The sequence below is a fragment of the Nocardioides endophyticus genome (assembly GCF_039543845.1).
Lineage (GTDB): Bacteria > Actinomycetota > Actinomycetes > Propionibacteriales > Nocardioidaceae > Nocardioides > Nocardioides endophyticus.
Window position 1 is genome coordinate 23,463 of sequence record NZ_BAABKN010000015.1, and the last position, 17,174, is coordinate 40,636.

General features: G+C 68.5%; 13 protein-coding genes and 1 tRNA gene. 11 read left to right on the top strand and 3 right to left on the bottom strand.

Annotated elements, in window-relative coordinates:
• Nucleotides 1-34 precede the first annotated feature (34 nt).
• The 3 genes from ABEA33_RS12595 to ABEA33_RS12605 all read left to right on the top strand — a co-directional run bounded on the left by ABEA33_RS12595 (nucleotide 35) and on the right by ABEA33_RS12605 (nucleotide 2,744).
• Nucleotides 35-1,054 (top strand): methionine ABC transporter ATP-binding protein, encoded by a 1,020-nt coding sequence (locus tag ABEA33_RS12595; protein ID WP_345527128.1) that lies wholly within the window; start codon nucleotides 35-37, stop codon nucleotides 1,052-1,054.
• The gene (locus ABEA33_RS12600) at nucleotides 1,051-1,731 is read left to right on the top strand and encodes a methionine ABC transporter permease (RefSeq protein WP_345527129.1); all 681 of its coding nucleotides are present in this window, start codon (nucleotides 1,051-1,053) and stop codon (nucleotides 1,729-1,731) included. Before ABEA33_RS12595 ends, ABEA33_RS12600 begins: the two co-directional genes overlap by 4 nt.
• Before the next feature lie 80 nt (nucleotides 1,732-1,811).
• Nucleotides 1,812-2,744 (top strand): MetQ/NlpA family ABC transporter substrate-binding protein, encoded by a 933-nt coding sequence (locus ABEA33_RS12605; RefSeq protein WP_345527130.1) that lies wholly within the window; start codon nucleotides 1,812-1,814, stop codon nucleotides 2,742-2,744.
• A gap of 43 nt (nucleotides 2,745-2,787) precedes the next feature.
• Here ABEA33_RS12605 and ABEA33_RS12610 read toward each other — a convergent pair whose 3' ends face one another.
• On the bottom strand, nucleotides 2,788-3,690 hold the full coding sequence (locus tag ABEA33_RS12610; protein ID WP_345527131.1) for a LysR family transcriptional regulator: 903 nt from the start codon (nucleotides 3,688-3,690) through the stop codon (nucleotides 2,788-2,790).
• 158 nt (nucleotides 3,691-3,848) lie between these two features.
• Here ABEA33_RS12610 and ABEA33_RS12615 point away from each other — a divergent pair, with 158 nt between their 5' ends.
• The 6 genes from ABEA33_RS12615 to ABEA33_RS12640 all read left to right on the top strand — a co-directional run bounded on the left by ABEA33_RS12615 (nucleotide 3,849) and on the right by ABEA33_RS12640 (nucleotide 9,726).
• Nucleotides 3,849-5,096 carry an acyl-CoA dehydrogenase family protein gene (locus ABEA33_RS12615; RefSeq protein ID WP_345527132.1) on the top strand — a complete coding sequence of 416 codons (1,248 nt, stop codon included), beginning with the start codon at nucleotides 3,849-3,851 and terminating at the stop codon, nucleotides 5,094-5,096.
• A gap of 137 nt (nucleotides 5,097-5,233) precedes the next feature.
• Nucleotides 5,234-6,355 (top strand): dimethylsulfone monooxygenase SfnG, encoded by a 1,122-nt coding sequence (sfnG, locus tag ABEA33_RS12620; protein ID WP_345527133.1) that lies wholly within the window; start codon nucleotides 5,234-5,236, stop codon nucleotides 6,353-6,355.
• A complete protein-coding gene (locus tag ABEA33_RS12625; protein ID WP_345527134.1) occupies nucleotides 6,355-7,548 on the top strand; it encodes an SfnB family sulfur acquisition oxidoreductase in 1,194 nt (397 codons plus the stop codon). The genes sfnG and ABEA33_RS12625 overlap by 1 nt, the downstream gene beginning before the upstream one ends.
• A 14-nt stretch (nucleotides 7,549-7,562) precedes the next feature.
• Entirely contained in the window at nucleotides 7,563-8,726 is a 1,164-nt protein-coding gene (locus ABEA33_RS12630; protein WP_345527135.1) for an LLM class flavin-dependent oxidoreductase, read from the top strand.
• Nucleotides 8,723-9,220 (top strand): NADPH-dependent FMN reductase, encoded by a 498-nt coding sequence (locus ABEA33_RS12635; protein WP_345527136.1) that lies wholly within the window; start codon nucleotides 8,723-8,725, stop codon nucleotides 9,218-9,220. The genes ABEA33_RS12630 and ABEA33_RS12635 overlap by 4 nt, the downstream gene beginning before the upstream one ends.
• Entirely contained in the window at nucleotides 9,217-9,726 is a 510-nt protein-coding gene (locus ABEA33_RS12640; protein WP_345527137.1) for a flavin reductase family protein, read from the top strand. Before ABEA33_RS12635 ends, ABEA33_RS12640 begins: the two co-directional genes overlap by 4 nt.
• Nucleotides 9,727-9,778: 52 nt before the next feature.
• Here the strand turns inward: ABEA33_RS12640 and ABEA33_RS12645 are convergent, their stop codons facing one another.
• Together ABEA33_RS12645 and ABEA33_RS12650 are read right to left on the bottom strand one after the other, a co-directional pair.
• Entirely contained in the window at nucleotides 9,779-10,129 is a 351-nt protein-coding gene (locus ABEA33_RS12645) for a DUF6036 family nucleotidyltransferase (RefSeq protein ID WP_345527138.1), read from the bottom strand.
• A 220-nt stretch (nucleotides 10,130-10,349) separates the two neighbouring features.
• Nucleotides 10,350-10,796, bottom strand: coding sequence for an XRE family transcriptional regulator (locus tag ABEA33_RS12650; RefSeq protein ID WP_345527139.1), 447 nt, complete (start codon nucleotides 10,794-10,796; stop codon nucleotides 10,350-10,352).
• Nucleotides 10,797-11,006: 210 nt separating this feature from the next.
• Between ABEA33_RS12650 and ABEA33_RS12655 the strand changes: the two genes are divergently transcribed.
• Together ABEA33_RS12655 and ABEA33_RS12660 are read left to right on the top strand one after the other, a co-directional pair.
• A tRNA-Ser gene (locus ABEA33_RS12655) sits at nucleotides 11,007-11,072 on the top strand.
• Between the two features lie 221 nt (nucleotides 11,073-11,293).
• Nucleotides 11,294-17,122 (top strand): glycoside hydrolase domain-containing protein, encoded by a 5,829-nt coding sequence (locus tag ABEA33_RS12660; protein ID WP_345527141.1) that lies wholly within the window; start codon nucleotides 11,294-11,296, stop codon nucleotides 17,120-17,122.
• Nucleotides 17,123-17,174: the final 52 nt, after the last annotated feature.

Below are 17,174 nucleotides of genomic sequence, written 5' to 3' on the forward strand. Positions count from 1 at the left end.
CTCAAGATTGTTCGACCGATGACAGGGACGACCCATGATCGAGATCTCCGGATTGACCAAGAGGTACGGCGCTACGACCGTTCTCGACGGCATCGACCTACGCGTCGAAGACGGCCGGATCGCCGCTGTGGTCGGACCCAGTGGCGCCGGCAAGAGCACCCTCGCTCGATGCGTGAACCTGCTCGAACGACCCACGACCGGGAGCATCGCCGTCAGTGGCGCCGACCTGGCCGCGCTGTCGGGCCGTGACCTGCGCCGGGCGCGTCAGCAGATCGGGACGGTCTTCCAGTCGGCCAACCTGTTGCGCCGCCTCACCGCCGCGCAGAACGTCGCTCTGCCGATGCGCAACCAAGGTCTGGCCGAGGCTGAGGTGCGACGCCGCGTCGGCGACCTGCTCGAGAGGGTGGGGATGCTCAACCGCGCGAACCACTACCCGTCCCAGCTGTCCGGCGGTCAGCGCCAGCGGATCGGGATCGCCCGAGGTCTGGCCCTGAAGCCCTCCGTGCTGCTCTCGGACGAGGCCACGTCGGGCCTGGACCCCGATTCCACCCGGGCGATCCTCGCCCTGCTCACCGAGCTCCGCGACGACCTCGGAGTGACCATCCTGGTGATCACCCACGAGATGGACGTCGTCCGCGGGATCGCCGACCACGTCGCCCAGCTCGACCACGGCAGGATCATCGAGCAGGGAAGCGTGGCCGACGTCGTCCGTCGCTCTGACTCACCGCTCGCGACGGCCCTCCTCCCGATGCCACCGGTGGTCGCCGCGCCGGAGCTGCGTCAGTGGCGGCTCCGGCTCGAAGGTGACGTCTCACCGTTCTGGCTCGCCGAGGTGAGTCGCGACCTCGGCTCGGACGTCGCCGTGCTGGCCGCTCTCATCGAGGAGGCCGCACAGCTCCCGGTCGGTCGTCTCACGGTGGGTCTGGATCCCAGGCTCGACGAGAAGCGTGTCGCTGACCATTTCCGCAGCCATGGAGTGGTGGCGGAGCCGACCAGCCCGGTAGGGCTCAGCTCGGTCTCCGATACTCGTCGCAACGCGGAGCCCGCGGCATGAGCGCCCTCACGCCCCTCATCGCCACTCCCTGGCCCGACGTACCCGACCTGCTGCTACCGGCGCTCGCAGAGACCGCCCGCATGGTCGCCGTCGTCATGACGATCGTGGTGCTGCTCGGCGGCCCGCTCGGGCTGCTCATCTTCAACACCTCGCCCCTGGGGCTGACCCCTCACCGCGTCGTGCACGTGTCGATCAGCTGGGTCGCCAACCTGGGACGGTCACTGCCGTTCCTCGTCCTGATGGCAGCGATCATCCCGGTCACCAAGCTGGTCTTCGGGACCACGATCGGCTTCAAGGCCGCCATCATCCCGATGTCAGTGGCGGGCGTCGCCTTCTTCGCCCGGCTGACCGAGAATGCCGTGCGAGAGGTTCCTCGAGACCTCCTCGACGTCGGCCTGGCCACCGGCGCCAGCAGGTGGCAGATCATGTCCGGCATCCAGCTGCGCGAGGCGCTCCCAGGCCTGGCGGCCGGCCTGACGCTCAACGTCATCGCGATGATCGAGTACTCCGCCATCGCCGGCGCCATCGGCTCTGGCGGCATCGGCTATCTGGCCGTCAACTACGGCTACAGGCGCTTCGACAACAGCATCATGATCGCCTGCATCGTCCTGCTTGTCGTCCTCGTCCAGGCCATCCAGTTCACCGGTGATCGCGTGGTCCGCTCCCTCACCCACTGACCTGAGCATCACCCCTCGCGCCCGGGCAGCACCTGCTCGGGTGTCAGCCCGCGCGCTCGTGCGTCTCGAAAGGAACCGTCATGTCCACCACCCAACAGCCCTCGGGCTCGCGAACAGAGCCCAATCACAGTGACCTCGACCTCGGAGGCCGCCCGCGACGATGGCTGATTCCGGCACTCGCAGGCGTCATCGTCCTGGTCATCGTCGTCGCCCTCGTTCTTCGCTTCACCGGGGACGACAAGAAGGCGATGGACGGAAGTGCGTTCTCCAACGACTTCAGCATCGCCTTCCAGGCCAGCTCGGCTTCCGAGCAGGCGTTCCTGGGCTATCTGAACAAGGACATCGCGCCCGACTACGGCGTCACGATCAAGGGAGTCGGCATCGAGGACGGCAACCAGCTCGACCAGGCCACCGCGGACGGCAAGTACATCGCCAATATCTACCAGCACAAGCACTGGCTGGCGCAGGTTCTCGACTCGACCGGCATGAAACTGACCGCGCTCGGGCCGGTCTTCCAGTGGTCCTACTCGATCTACTCCAGCAAGTACGGCTCCCTCGAGGAGCTGCCGCAGGGCGCCACGATCGCGCTGCTGAACGACCCCGCCAACACCGCGCAGGCGCTGTGGATCCTCGAGCGCGCCGGCAAGCTCACGTTCAAGGACGGCCTCGACCCGTGGGCAGCCACCGAAGCCGACATCGCCACAAACCCGAACGGCTACAAGTTCACCTACATGGAGTACGGCGCGGGCCCCCGCACGCTCGACTCGGTCGACGCGGTCATCGACTACAACATGTCCTTCGTCGACGCCGGGACCCCGGAGTCGGACAAAATCTACGCGCCCGACGCGCCGAAGGAGTTCGCCGGACAACTGGTGGTGGGCTCGAAGTACGTCGACGACCCGCAGGTCGCGAAGCTCGAGAAGATCTTCTTCGACCCTCGCGTCCAGGAGTACCTCGCGACCAACGACGACCCGAACCTGCAGGGTCAGCTGGCTCCCGTCTCGGACAGCTGAGCCTTGTCGCTGCGGCGGACCGCGACCGGGTCCGCCGCAGCGTTCAGGCCACGGCGCTGCGGGCCTTCGCCACGAGGGAGGCGTGCAGCTCGCGTACTGCGGCCGGCACATGGTCGGTCTGGCGCTGAAGCAGGACGAGGGTGACTCGAGTCCGGTCTCCGGCAATGGGACGCGTGGTGATCATGCCTCCCCGCTCGAGCGGGTCGCCGATCACGCTGTAGTCGGGCAGCACGGACACGCCCAGGCCCTCGGACACCATCAGCTTGCCCATCTCGGCGCCGTCGGTGGCGTGGATGACCCGTGGCATGGAAGTGCCGAAGAGCCGGTGCGCGAACCGGTGCATCAGGTAGCCCGCCCGCATCGCCACGAACCGATCCTCGCGGAGCTGCTCGACGGTGACCTCGTCCTGGGCCGAGAGTGGGTGGTCGGTGGGGAGTACCACCACCGGCCGCCCGTGCAGGAGATCGGTGCCGACCAGGTGCAGGATCGGCTCGTCCCCTGCTAGGACGTTGACCAGGCCGAGGTCGAGCGAACCCTCGATGAGGGCCTGGTGGATCTCTGCCTGTTGGATGTTGAGGATCTCGACGGTCGTTCCCGGCACCGTGTCCTGGAAGGTGCGGGCCGCTGGAACCAGGAGCGTCGAGGTGGCCGCATTCACGGTGCCCACCCTGACGGTGAGGCTCGCCGTGTGTTGGTCTTCCGCCGCGACCTTGAGACGGTCAACGGCCTCAAGCACCTCCACCATTTTCTGCAGCAGGACCTGGCCTCGACGGCTGATTCGAGCGCCGGAGCGACGTCGGTCGAGCAGCGTCACGCCGAGCTCGCGTTCGAGCTTGCTGACGGCCTCGCTCAGGGCGGGCTGAGAGATGTGCAACCGCTCGCTGGCGCGCCGCAACGAGCCGTGCTGCGTCACCGCGGCGACGTACTCCAACTGCTCGATCCGCACGACGGTCTCCTCTGTCCACGGACTCCGGGTGAAAGGCGAATCCGCTGGCCCCGTCGGCATTTCCGTGTGCTGTCGAGGTGCCTGCACCTTGCGTAGTCGCTAAAGACGACTAGGTTACTAGACAACGACTATCGCATCATTGCCGAGAGCGAGACACCATGACACTCACCGAAACCACTGCCGCTACTCGCGCGGACTGGGGACCTGCGCCCACGGATCCCGAGGGTTGGGTTCAGCGTGGTCGTGATGTCGCCTCCCAGTTGGCGGTCGACGCCGTGATGCGGGACCGTGCGAACGCCACGCCGTACGCCGAGGTGCGGCTCCTGAAGGACAGCGGGCTCGTCACGATCCTCGGGCCTGTCGAGCACGGGGGCGCCGGCCAGGACTGGGCGACGGCGCTCCGGGTGGTCCGGGCCGTCTCCGCCGGCGACGGCTCGATCGGCCAGCTGCTCGGCTACCACTACCTCTGGGCTTGGGCCGCCCGCCTGGTCGCGACACCCGAGCAGGTGGCTGCCGTCGAGCAGCAGGCCACGGAGAACGCCTGGTTCTACGGAGGAGCCGTCAATCCACGTGACAACGACCTGGTCATCACCGAAGAGGACGGTGAGCTCGTCTACCGAGGTGAGAAGTCGTTCTCCACCGGCGGCCAGGTCAGCGACGTCACCGTGCTCGAGGGAGTTATAGAGGGGACCGAGAAGCACGTCTTCGCCATCGTGCCCACCGACCAGCCCGCCATCCAGTTCAAGGGGGACTGGGACAGCCTCGGGCAGCGCCTCACCGAGAGTGGCGGCGTGGTCATCGACGGCGTTCGTGTCCCCTGGGAGGCTGCAGCGGGCTACGTCACCACGGATGATGGCGGTCACGAGTTCGCGCCGCGGGTCTACAACACCCTCAACGTGCCGCTGATCCAGCTGATCTTCGCCAACATGTACGTGGGCATCGCCGAGGGAGCGCTCGCGACCGCGGCGACCTACACGCGGGAGCGCACCCGGCCTTGGCCCTACGCCGCAGACGTGAAGGAGCGCAGCAGCGAGGAGTTCTACGTCCTCGAGGCCTACGGTGACCTGCGCTCCAAGCTCTGGGCTGCGGAGGCGCTGACCGAGAGGGCGGCAGTCCTGATCGAGGCGATCAACACGCACGCCGACACCGTCACGGCGCAGGAGCGAGGCGAGGCGGCCGTCGTCATCGCGGCAGCCAAGCAGGTGGCCATCGACGTGGGGCTGGAGATCGGGACCCGCGTCTTCGAGGTGACCGGCGCTCGAGCCAGCTCCAGCTCGGTCGGCCTCGATATCTTCTGGCGCAACATCCGCACCCACAGCCTCCACGACCCCGTGGCGCACAAGCGTGCGGAGGTGGGCCGCTACGCGCTCCTCGGCGAGATCCCTGAGCCCACTTGGTACACGTGAGCCGCCGCCGCCGCGCCGGGTGATAGGTCGTGCCTATCGTCCCGTCGCGGCTTCCGACGCCTGATGCACCGTCTCGCCTTGCATCGCGCGACAAAGTCAAGCAATCTGATGTAGATAACCGCCTTAGAGGAGTTGTGATGAGCGAGCCGACCGTCGACCGGGCCCACGAGCCCCTGAAGTTCGCCTACTGGGTGCCCAACGTCAGTGGTGGCCTGGTGGTCAGCAAGATCGAGCAGCGCACCGACTGGAGCCTCGACTACAACATCGAGCTCGGCCGCCTCGCCGAGAACAACGGCTTCGACTACGCCTTGTCGCAGGTGCGCTACATGGCCGGCTACGGCGCGGCCTACCAGCACGAGTCGACGTCGATCAGCCTCGCCATCGCCCTGGCGACCGAGCGCCTCAAGGTGATCGCCGCGGTGCACCCTGGGCTGTGGCAGCCGGGCGTCCTGGCCAAGCTGGTCGCTAGCTCCGACCAGTACACCAAGGGCCGCTTCTGCGTGAACGTCGTCAGCGGCTGGTTCAAGGATGAGTTCACCAAGCTCGGCGAGCCGTGGCTCGAGCACGGCGAGCGCTACCGCCGCTCGGAGGAGTTCATCCGCTACCTGCGCGAGATCTGGACGAGCGACCACGCCGAGCTGAACGGCGACTTCTACCGCCTCCATGACTTCGACCTCAAGCCGAAGCCGTACGACGTACCTGGTCGCCCGCACCCGGAGATCTTCATGGGCGGCAACTCGACGGACGCCCGCGGCATGGGTGGTCGTGTGACCGACTGGTACTTCATGAACGGCAACTCGCCCGAAGGCATCGCCGAGCAGATCCAGGACGTCAGCGACGTCGCTGCGGTCAACGGCCGTGGTGGGCACGTGCGGTTCGGCGTCAACGGCTTCCTGATCGGTCGTGACACCGAGGCTGAGGCGCACGCCGTCCTCGACGAGATCGTCGAGAAGGCCGACGTCGAGGCGGTCGAGGGCTTCGGCTCCGCCGTCAAGCAGGCCGGTCAGTCGACGGGCGACAAGAAGGGCATGTGGCAGGACTCCGACTTCAAGGACCTCGTCCAGTACAACGACGGCTTCCGCACCGGCCTCATCGGGACGCCCGAGCAGATCGCCCGCCGCATGCTCGAGTACAAGCGCCAGGGCGTGAACCTGTTCCTGCTGGGCTTCCTGCACTTCCAGGAGGACGTCCAGTACTTCGGTCGTGAGGTCCTCCCCATCGTCCGCGAGCTCGAAGCGGCGGAGCTGGAGCGGGTCTGATGGCTGTCCCCGTGCTGATCGCCGCCGAGGCGGCCGCTGTCGCGGCCGACCTTGGCGAGCGGTTCGCCAAGGGCGCCGCCGGCCGTGACGTCGACCGGGTGATACCGGTGGCCGAGATCGACGAGCTCTCCGAGTCCGGACTGCTCGCCATCACCGTGCCCGCCGAGCACGGCGGCGCCGACCTCTCCGCGGAGGTGGTTGCCGATGTCTTCCGACTGCTCGCGGCCGGGGACCCGAGCATCGCCCAGATCCCGCACAGCCACTTCGTCTACGTCAACGCGCTGCGCCACGCCGCCTCGCCGGACCAGCAGGCGTACTTCTTCGGCGAGGTTCTCGCCGGCAAGCGGTTCGGCAATGCCCAGTCGGAGATCGGGACCAAGCACGTCCGCGACTTCCGGACCACGCTGCGGCCCGCGGCGGGTGGCTGGGTCCTGTCCGGCGAGAAGGGCTACGCCACGGGCGCCCTCCTCGCCGACTGGATCCCCGTGCTCGCCCACCTCGACGAGGACGGGCCGATGCATGTCGCGTGGGTCGAGCGCCACGCCGTGGGCGTCACGGTCGTCGACGACTGGGACGGCATGGGGCAGCGCACCACGGCCAGCGGCACCGTGCGCCTTGACGAGGTGAACGTCCCTGCCGACCGCGTGACGCCCTGGCACCTCACGTTCGACGGTCCTCAGACCTACGGCGCCTTCGCTCAGCTCCTGCATGCCGCCATCGACGCAGGAATCGCGCGCGCCTCGATCACTGAGGCAGCGGAGTTCGTCACCACGAAGAGCCGTCCCTACCCAGATGCGCTCTCCGAGCTGGGCCTCGAGCGCCACGCCGACGACCCGACGGTCGTCCAAGCGTTCGGGGAGATGGAGCTCGCGGTCCGGGGAGCCGAGGCGCTCGTGACCGAGGCGGGCCGAGCGGTCGACCGAGCCGACGCGGACCTGACGACCGAGACCGCGGGCGCCGCCAGCCTCGCCGTCGCCGCAGCGCGGGCCGCCACGACGCAAGCCTCGATCGACGCAGCGAGTCGACTCTTCGAGGTCAGCGGCACCCGTTCGGCCCTCGACTCGCTCAACCTCAACCGGCACTGGCGCAACGCCCGCACCCACACCCTGCACGACCCAGCGGCCTGGAAGATCCGCCACCTCGGACGCCACGCGCTCGACGGCACCCTTCCGCCCAACCACGGACAGCTCTGACCGGAGGCGACGACATGACCGACCAGCTCAAGTTCCATTGGTTCCTGCCCACCAACGGTGGCGACGGCCGACAGGTCGTCGCAGGAGGGCACGGCGTCAGCGCCGGCGCCGCGGGCCGGCCTGCCTCGGTTCCCTACCTCGGCCAGATCGCTCGAAGCGCGGAGCAGCTCGGCTTCGACGCCGCCCTGACGCCGACCGGTGCGTGGTGCGAGGACGCGTGGGTATCCACCGCAATGATCAGCAGCCTCTCCGAGCGGCTGAAGTTCCTGGTCGCCTTCCGTCCTGGTCTCACGTCGCCGTTCCTCTCGGCCCAGATGGCCGGCACCTTCCAGAACCTCTCCGGTGGGCGACTGCTGCTCAACGTGGTCACCGGCGGCGAGTCGCACGAGCAGCGCATGTACGGCGACTTCCTCGACAAGGACGGCCGCTACGAACGATGTGAGGAGTTCCTGCACGTCGTCCGCTCGCTCTGGGCCGGCGGGACCGTCACCTACGACGGGAAGTACTACCAGCTCGAGAACGCGACGCTCGACCAGATCCCCGACCCCCTGCCCGAGATCTACTTCGGCGGCTCATCGGAAGCCGCGGGCCGGGTAGCTGCCAAGCACGTCGACGTCTACCTCACCTGGGGCGAGCCGCCAGAGGCGGTCCGCGAGAAGGTCGAGTGGATCCGCAAGCTCGCGGCGGACGAGGGCCGCGAGGGTCAAGTGAGGTTCGGCATCCGGCTTCACACGATCGCGCGGGACACCTCCGAAGCTGCCTGGGCCGAGAGCGACCGACTCCTTAGCGGCATCAGCCAGGACCAGATCGCCAAGGTGCAGGCCGGGCTCAAGCGCAGCGAGTCCGTCGGTCAACGGCGGATGCTCGACCTCAACGCGGGCAGCAAGGACTCGCTGGAGGTCTACCCCAACCTGTGGGCCGGAGTCGGTCTTGTGCGTGGCGGAGCCGGCACCGCGATGGTCGGTTCTTTCACCGAGATCGCTGACCTGGTCGAGCAGTACGCCGAGGTCGGGATCGAGGAGTTCGTGATGTCGGGATATCCGCACCTCGAGGAGTCGTACTGGTTCGGCGAGGGCGTGCTCCCCGAGTTGACCAGGCGTGGTCTGTGGACCCACCCTGCGCCGGTCGCGGCGACCGCGGCCTCGGTTCCCTTCGGCTCGGGGCGGATCGTCTCGTGACCACCGCAGTAGTCGTTGGCAACCCGAAGCCGGCCTCCCGCACGCTCGCAGCCGCGACTTACATCGCACGCGAGCTCTCGGGGCGGGAGGCCGACCTCGTGCTCGACCTGGCCACGCTCGGTGGGAGTCTCCTCAGCTGGGACGACCCGACGGTGACCTCCCTGGTCGAGCAGGTCGGTGCTGCCGACCTGGTCGTGGTCGCCTGCCCCACCTACAAGGCGACGTACACCGGACTCCTCAAGCTCTTCCTCGACCGCTTCTCGACCACTGGGCTTTCCGGGGTCGCCGTTCCCCTCATGCTCGGCGCCGGGCCGGCTCACGCGCTGGCCCCCGAGCTCACTCTGCGTCCCGTGCTGACGGAGATCGGCGGAACCACGGTCCGCGGGCACTACGTCCTCGACAGTCGTCACGACGATCCAGCCGCCTACGTCGAATGGCTGGCCAAGGTCCGTCCCACGGTCGACGCCCTCGCCCAGGCAGGAGCACTCGCATGACCGTCTCCACCCTCACCACCAACCAGGACCTCGATCCCGCCATGCTCAGGCAGGCCTTCGGGGTGTTTCCCAGCGGAGTCGTCGCCGTCGCCGCCGAGGTCGACGGACAGAGGACCGGTCTCGCCGCGAGCTCATTCACCTCGGTCAGCCTCGACCCGCCGCTCGTCTCCTTCTCGGTCGCCAACACGTCCAAGACCTGGCCCGATCTGCGGCGCGCCGACCACCTCGGCCTCACGGTCCTGGCCGACCACCACGGGGAGGTTTGCCGCCGGCTGGCCGGACCGGTCAAGCACCGGTTCGACGACGTTGCGGTGACCTCGTCCGAGGATGGGGCCATCACCCTCGACGAGGGACTGGCCCGGTTCGACTGCACGATCTACAACGAGGTCGAAGCCGGCGACCACACGATCGTGATCCTTCAGCTGCACGCAGTCGAGCACACCGACACCTCCCTGCCCCTGGTGTTCCACCGGAGCGGCTTCGGACGCCTCTCCGAGTCCGCGTAGCCACAAAGACTGCTGGCGCCGCTCCACCCGCACAATCAGCCAGTCGAGGCTCTTAGTGCCACGTCTGCGAGCCGAGCCAGGCGAGTGCCCGCTCGGTCGTCGGTATGTGCGCGCGGGGGACCGTAGGTATCCGGGCTGCGATCAGGTCAGCGTCGACCAGGCTGGCTTCCAGGAGGGCGGCGACGAAGCTGCGGTCCTTCTCGCGGAATGCGCAGAGCTTGGCGACGCAGAGGTCTTCCTTATCCAGGCACCAGCCGGTGAAGGTTTGCTCGCCAGTCGCATCGGCCGTGTTGGCGTCCTGGACCTTGACCAGCCGGTCGAGCCAACCATCGGGGAGTACGGCGGTGTCGAGGTCGACACACCGTCGATGCTGAAGCCGTGTTGCTGTTCGAAGGGGGACCACTCGCCGGCGACTCCCTCGATCACGTCGGCGAGGCGAGCGGTCTCGCCATTGGTGTCGGCGATTGGGAGGACGTCGACCTCGACCGACATCGTCGCCGCATCGGGGAGTTGGTCCTCGCTGTATGTCCCGAGAATTGCTTGGGAGCCGATGATGATCACGGCAGGCTGTTCGATGATCTGACACGCCGTGTGGATTGCGTGCTCCAGCTGATCGCGGCGCATCAGCCCACCAGCCCGAGAGCCTGCGAGCGTTCGTCCTGGGGCAGCAGCCCGCCCAGAGGGGAGACCTCGCGCATCTCGATGGAGTCGTCATCGAGACCGGTCATCATGCGGCGGAGGCCGGAGACGTCGCCGTTGCGGACGAGCTCGCGCCAGCGGTCGAGGTTGCGTGTGTGCGGTTGGCCCTGGACGCTGCCCTGGAGCCGCTTGAGGTTGCTCAAGATCGTGGGCCGCCACTTGGTCAGCGTCTCGCCGGTGAGGTGGGTGGAGAGTTGGCGGTGCAGCTGCCACGACCGCTCGACCGAACGAGTGAGGTGTGGGCGAACGGGTCGGCGCACGACTTCGAGCCGGTAGCCCATGCAGGAGAGCAGCCGGTCGAGCATCTCGTCGCTCAGGTCGACCCGGTCCGAGAGGAAGCCACTGATGCTGGGCTGGTGAACCCCCGACAAGCGACAGCCTGCTCTGGGGGGTGCGAGTCTCCCGCATCACCTCGCGTAGTACGTCGCTCCGCCTGGTCATACACGTGGCATAGCAAGAACTGCTATGGGCGTCTGGGGCAACACAAGGGCAACACAAGGGTCGAAAACGGTCATCGAGACCCAACGACGCCAAGCCACGGAAATTGGCCCTGACCTGCACATTCGTCAGTTGTCATCGTCACCCGTCGGTCCCTCGCTCGCCCTTTCACGGCGGTAGCACAGGTTCGAATCCCGTTGGGGGTGCCACCGAGGCCTGTTCGGGCCCTGCGGCCCGTCAATCACCGAGCGGGCGACCTCGCCGGCGTTCCGGCGCCGACCCCGCCACCCCGCGGCCGCGGGGGTCATTCACCCGGTCGACAGACGGGCGTCGTCTGGATGCGCCCCGCCGGATGCTGAAACGTTGCAATCCGTCCCTAGGTTCCTTGCGGCCTCTCGGCCATCCCCGCCTCGTCCAAGGAAGCGACTGCATGCCCATCTCGCGCTCACGCCGTGCTCGTCCGCCCCGTCTCATCCTCTCCGCCGTCGCCGCCGCAGTCGCGGCGGCGAGCCTCGCCGTGGTCGCGCCCGCCGGCGTGGCCACCGCGGCCTCCGCGCCGGAGACCGACTACACCGAGCTCGTCAACCCGTTCATGTCGACCCAGGGTGACAACGGCCAGAACCTGCCGGGCGCGCAGGTGCCCCACGGCCTGGCCAAGCCCAACCCGATGACCTCGCCGGGTCGTACGCACTCCGGCTACGACTACGCGCAGGGCAAGATCGCGGGCTTCACGCTCACCAACCTCGACGGCGTCGGAGGCTCCGGCGGCGGTGGCGACCTGCTCGTCGTGCCGACGTACAACAGCTACACCGACCGGCCCTCAACCGCCACCTACCCGCTGCCGTTCTCGCACAGTGACGAGACCGCGGAGCCGGGCTACTACCAGGTCGGCCTGCAGGCCGCGCAGGGCACGATCAACTCCGAGCTGACCGCGACGGTCCGCACCGGCCTGGAGCGGTTCACCTTCCCCCAGGCCGGACAGGCGTCGCTCGTCCTCGACCTGCAGAACAACTTCACCGGCCGCAACGGCTCCGAGCTCACGGTCAAGATGCTCGCCGACGGCCGCGCGGAGCTCTTCGGCACCGTCGCGGGCCGCTTCAACGGCTACAACTACCAGCTCTACTTCGACGCAGTGACGGACAAGCCGGTCACGAGCGTGCAGACCTGGGGCAACGGCACCAAGCTCGGCGACGCCACGCACCGCGAGGGCACCGACACCGGCGCCGTCATCAGCTTCGACGTGACCGACGGCGAGGCCGTCCAGCTCAACACCACGCTGTCACCCGTCAGCGTCGCGCAGGCGCGCAAGGACCAGGCGGCCGAGCTGACCGGCAAGTCGTTCGACGACGTCCGCCAGGACGCGCACGACGACTGGCAGGAGACGCTGGGCAAGGTCGCCGTCACCTCGAGCACGGCCACCGACCCCGACGGGGACCTGGAGAAGATCTTCTACACGAGCCTCTACCGGATGCTCGCCACCCCGACCAACGCCACCAGCACCGCCGGCACCTACCGCGGCGTCGACGGCGCCATCCACCGCGCCGACGGCTACACGCACTACGACGGCTGGGGCACCTGGGACGACTTCCGCAAGTACTCGGTGCTGGCCACCATGTACCCGGACATGTACGCCGACGTCGTGCAGTCGCTCGTGGACCTCTACGCCGACGACGCCAACGTCGGCAACGCGACGCTGAACAGCCGCACCATGGCCGTGCCGACGGTCCGCTTCGAGCGCTCCGCGATCGTGATCGCCGACGCCGTCTCCAAGGGCGTGCACCTCGACCGGCTCGCACAGGCCTTCCCGGCGCTCGTGGCGAACTCCAACACCTACAACGCGGCCAACCAGTCCCTCGGCTACATCGCCGGCGACCCGGGCACGACCGTCGCGACGTCGTACGACGACTACGCGCTCTCGGTGATCGCCACCGCGCTCGGCAAGAAGGCCGACGCCACGTCGTACGCCGCTCGCGCCGGCAACTACGAGAACGTGCTGCGGCCGGGCGCGTGGACCGCGGAGGACGGCACACCGGTCTCCGTGCTCGACTCGAGGAACGCCGCGGGCGCCTGGACCTCGGCAGACCTGGAACAGTTCCAGGCCGTGAACCTCTACCAGGGCACCCTGTGGCAGTTCAACTGGTACCCCTCCCACGACATGGCCGGCCTCGTCACCGCGATGGGCGGCAAGGCGGCCACGCAGAAGGCGCTCAGCCACTACTTCGGCATGCAGGCGCCCGACGACGGGACGCGGATGCTCAAGTCCAACGCCAACGAGGTCGACCTGCAGACGCCGTACCTCTTCAACTACCTCGGCGAGCCGGCGAAGACCCAGAAGTGGGTCCGCGACCTGTACACCAAGGCGACCTGGCAGAACTACATCGCCACCGGCGGCACCGACGGCAACAACCCGCCGTCGAGCAACGGTCACCTGACCCCGCCGATCAAGACGAAGGTCTTCAAGAACGAGCCGCTGGGCTTCCTGCCGACCATGGACGATGACACCGGCGCGATGTCGGCGACGTTCGTGGGAGCAGCGCTCGGTCTCTACCCGGTGACCGCCGGCTCCTCGCAGTACCAGGTCGGCTCGCCGTTCTTCCCGCGCGTCGACATCGCCCACGCCGACGGCACCACCTTCAGCATCACCGCCGACGGCGTCTCGACCGACGACTACTACATCCAGGAGGCCGAGCTCGACGGCAAGGCCTACGGCAACACCTGGGTCGACTACTCCGACATCGTCGGCAACGGCTCCTTCGACGTCACGATGGGCTCCACCGCCTCCCAATGGGGCACGGACGGCAAGCCGGCCTACTCGCTGAGCACCGCCGGGGACGGTACGCCGGCCACGGCGAGCGTGACCTCGGACAAGGCGACGGTCGCCGCTGACGCGGACGGCAAGGTCGACGGCACCATCACGATGACGCTCGCCGGCGCGACGTTCGCCGGCGCGACCGGCGACGAGCTCACCAGCAACGGCAAGGTCTCGGTCTCCGGGCTGCCGGACGGCGTCGCCGCCATGGTCACCCGGACCAGCGACGCCACCGTGGCGGTCAAGGTGACCGGCACGCTGCCGAAGCTCGCGAAGGTCAAGTTCGCGGTTCGGCTGACCGACGCCGCCCTCAGCGGTGTCGCGGCGTCGGCCGTCACGGGCAAGGGCCTCTCGATGCTCGACCCGTTCGCCATCGTGGTCACCAGCCACTGGCGCGCGACGCTGCAGGCGACGTACGACGAGGCACGGCTGGTCGTCGCGGGCAACTACGACGGCTCGACCTTCGCCGCACTGACCGCGGCCCGGGCCAGCGCCAGGACGGTCCTGGCCGACGCGACGGCCACCGACGACGACATCAACAACGCCGACGCCACCCTCACCGCTGCGATCGACGGCCTGGCCCTGAGCCAGGGCGGCTACCGCAGGCTCGAGGCCGAGAAGCACGACTCGTGGTCGGGCGGTGCGCTCGGCAACGAGCCGACCGGCATCGGCGGTGTCCGTCCGGCCTCGTGGATCGCGTTCAACGGCATCACCTTCGGTGCGGACCAGCTGCCGGACCAGATCCAGGTCCGCTACACGGGTGCCTCCGCGGACGGCTACGCCAACGCCGCCGTCCAGGTGCGCCTCGGGGCCGTCGACGGTCCGCTGCTGGCGACGGTCGCGACCCCGCCGACGGGCAGCACGTTCGGCACCTATGCCACCGCGACCGCTGACCTGGCGAACGTGCAGGCGCTGGTCGACGCCGCGCCCGCGACGGTCTACTTCGTCTTCACCGGCTCCAACCCTTCAGCAGGGGACACCGCGCTGCACTGGGTCGGCAACTTCGACTTCATGCAGTTCGCCGAGTCCGGCACGCCGGACGAGGAGCCGGTCGACAACGACATCGTGCTCACCCCCGAGGCGCGAGCCGAGTGGGGCGGCGACGGCGTCAGCGTCGGCAGCAACACCATGAAGATCGAGACCGACACGGGTGCCGCAGGCAGCTTCACCGCCATCGCCAACACCCACAACGGTGACTGGGTGCGCTGGGCGGGTGTCGAGTTCCCCCAGTCGCCGACGAAGCTCTCGGTGCATTACATCAACAACTCCAACCGGGTCGCTCCTGACGCCAACATGGACGTCTACCTCGACTCGCGCGACGGCACCAAGCTGGTGAACGTCCCGCTGCCGGCGACCGGCGCCGCGTGGAACCTCGACGGCACCGCCACGGTGAACCTGCCGGCCGGGATCACCGGCAAGCACGACGTCTACATCGTCCTGCGCGGCACCTACACCGCCGACCGTCCCTACGTTGGCAACATCGGCAACCTCGCGCTCGTCGTCCCTGACCCGGTGAAGTCCGACGGGCTCAAGGTCGAGTTCGAGGACCGGACCGCGTGGACGGGCACCGAGCTCAAGACGGAGTCGTTCAGCGGATGGAACGACGGCACCTCCGGCGTCAACGTCGGTGGGACCCACGACGGCAACGTGCTCGAGTACGACGCCCAGACGTTCGCCGGCACGGCGACGTCGATGTCGGTGCACTACGTCAACAACTCCTCACGCTGTGGCAACAACTCCCGGATCGACGTCTTCCTCGACACCGTGGCCGGCGACCCGGTGGTCACCGCTCCGCTCCCGGTGACCGGCTCGGGCTGGTCCAACGCGGGCACGGCCAAGGTGGCTCTCCCGACCGCGATCAGCGGGACCCACAAGGTGATCCTCGTCCTGCACACGGACATCCCGGACGCCAACCACCCGTTCGTGGCGAACCTCGACTCGTTCACGTTCAACTACGGCGTCGACAAGACCGGTCTGAAGAGGCTCTACGACCAGTACCAGCCGGAGCTGGCCGACGGTGACCGCTACGTCGACGTCGACTTCCGGATCTTCACCGACGCGATGGCCACCGCGGAGGCGGTCCTCGCCGACGAGACGGCTGTCGCATCGGAGGTGACCAGTGCGAACCGCACCCTGCTGCTCGCCGGCGGGCAGCTGGCGCCGCGCGCCCAGCGGTCGCTGGTCGCGGCCGTCGCGGACGCCGGGGCGCTCGTCCTCGACCGCTACACCAAGGCCACGGCCGAGGCGCTGACGACGGTCCTGACGGACTCGGCGGCAATGCTCAAGGCGGCGACCGCCACCGACGAGGAGTACGCCGACCAGGCGACCAGCCTCGAGGCGGCGATCGACGGCCTGGAGCTCAAGGCCTCCTCGGCGCCCGATGCGCCGCAGGCGGTCTCGGCAACGGCATCCGGCCAGAGCATCACCGTGTCCTGGGCAGCGCCGACGTACGACGGCAACTCCCCGGTCACCGGCTACACCGTGCAGCTCACGGGGGTGGAGCCGGTCACCGTCGACGACGACACCACGTCGTACACCTTCACCGGGCTCAAGCGCGGCCAGCAGTACCGGGCGAGCGTGAAGGCGGTCAACGCCCTCGGCTCGTCGCCGGCGGGTGAGTACGCGACGGACGTCCCGATCGCGAGCAACAAGCCCGAGGTCCCGGCCCAGCCCGGCATCTCGGCCGTCGGCCAGGCGGTCACGATCAGCTGGCAGGCACCGGATGACGGTGGCGCGACGATCACGGCCTACACGGTGCAGCTGAGCAACGGCACCGAGGTGGAGGTCGCGGGCACCGAGAAGAGCCACACGTTCACCGGCCTCGCCGCGGGCGACTACTCGGCGTACGTCGCGGCCAGGAACGTGAACGGCAGGTCGAACTTCTCCCGGGCCTCCGCCACGGCGACGGTACTCCCGGTGCCGACGGTGTCCCAGGTGACGGCCAGCGCACCTTCCTGGTCGCAGGTCCGGGTGCGGTGGACGGCCGGCTCGGAGCGGTTCGTGCTCCAGGTCGAGCTGAGCCACGCCGGACGGGTCGTCGCGATCAGCCAGGCATGGTCGGACGCGCCGGACGGGGTCGTCTTCTCCGGTCTCGCCGGCGGCACGGACTACCAGGTGAGCATCACCCCCGTGGGTGGCGCCGGTCCGGTCACGGCCACCGTGCGGACTCCCGTCCGCCCGAAGGTCGCGACCCACGCGGTCCAGATCACGGGTGCGGCCAAGGTCGGCAGGACCCTGTCCGTCAACCTCCACGCCGGAGCCTGGAGCACGGGGACCCGGTTCAGCTACGTGTGGCTGGCCAACGGCAAGGTCGTCGGCCACGGCGCCAAGCTCAAGCTGACGCCGAAGCTGAAGGGCAAGAGGGTCATCGTCCGCGTCACCGGCACCCGGGGTGACTGGACGCCGGGCACGGTGACCAGCAAGGCGGTCAAGGTGAAGGGCAAGCGCTGACCTGACCGGCAACATCCGGAGCCCGGTGCCCGGCCCTCGTGGCCGGGCACCG

Excerpts from the sequence above, each read along its gene's own strand:
- ABEA33_RS12600 (WP_345527129.1), top strand. The coding sequence starts at position 1,051 with ATGAGCGCCCTCACGCCCCTCATCGCCACTCCCTGGCCCGACGTACCC.
- ABEA33_RS12630 (WP_345527135.1), top strand. The coding sequence starts at position 7,563 with ATGACCGACCAGCTCAAGTTCCATTGGTTCCTGCCCACCAACGGTGGC.
- ABEA33_RS12605 (WP_345527130.1), top strand. The coding sequence starts at position 1,812 with ATGTCCACCACCCAACAGCCCTCGGGCTCGCGAACAGAGCCCAATCAC.
- ABEA33_RS12615 (WP_345527132.1), top strand. The coding sequence starts at position 3,849 with ATGACACTCACCGAAACCACTGCCGCTACTCGCGCGGACTGGGGACCT.
- ABEA33_RS12660 (WP_345527141.1), top strand. The coding sequence starts at position 11,294 with ATGCCCATCTCGCGCTCACGCCGTGCTCGTCCGCCCCGTCTCATCCTC.
- ABEA33_RS12625 (WP_345527134.1), top strand. The coding sequence starts at position 6,355 with ATGGCTGTCCCCGTGCTGATCGCCGCCGAGGCGGCCGCTGTCGCGGCC.
- ABEA33_RS12595 (WP_345527128.1), top strand. The coding sequence starts at position 35 with ATGATCGAGATCTCCGGATTGACCAAGAGGTACGGCGCTACGACCGTT.
- ABEA33_RS12640 (WP_345527137.1), top strand. The coding sequence starts at position 9,217 with ATGACCGTCTCCACCCTCACCACCAACCAGGACCTCGATCCCGCCATG.
- sfnG (WP_345527133.1), top strand. The coding sequence starts at position 5,234 with ATGAGCGAGCCGACCGTCGACCGGGCCCACGAGCCCCTGAAGTTCGCC.